Source organism: Frigoribacterium sp. AC759 (genome assembly GCF_979256015.1).
The window spans coordinates 1-233 of sequence record NZ_CEEDMT010000215.1 but is presented as its reverse complement, the minus strand read 5'-3'; the positions used below and the strand labels follow the sequence as shown (position 1 = coordinate 233).

Sequence of the window (233 nt, the reverse complement as noted above, 5' to 3'; positions counted from 1 at the left end):
CCTCTTCGACTCGAGCGGCCAGGCGGCCACGCCCCGCGACAACCCCGAGCTGCTGCGGGCCACAACCCCCACGCGCCAGGGCGGGTCGGGTCGTCGCGGCGACGGCGGTTCGCGGCGTGGGCCGCGGGGCCATGTGAGGGCCCCCATCCAGCAGGCTCCGGGTCGACTCGACCGCGGGAAGATCGTCGAGATGCTCGACGACCAGCATCTGCTGCCGGCCATCTTCTTCGTCT

General features: G+C 73.0%; 1 protein-coding gene. It reads left to right on the top strand.

Translation table 11 applies throughout. The annotated features are described in order from the left end of the window. Positions 1-233, top strand: a 233-nt coding sequence (locus ACZ6JE_RS15715; RefSeq protein ID WP_464319557.1) for a hypothetical protein, incomplete at both ends; no start/stop codon positions are given.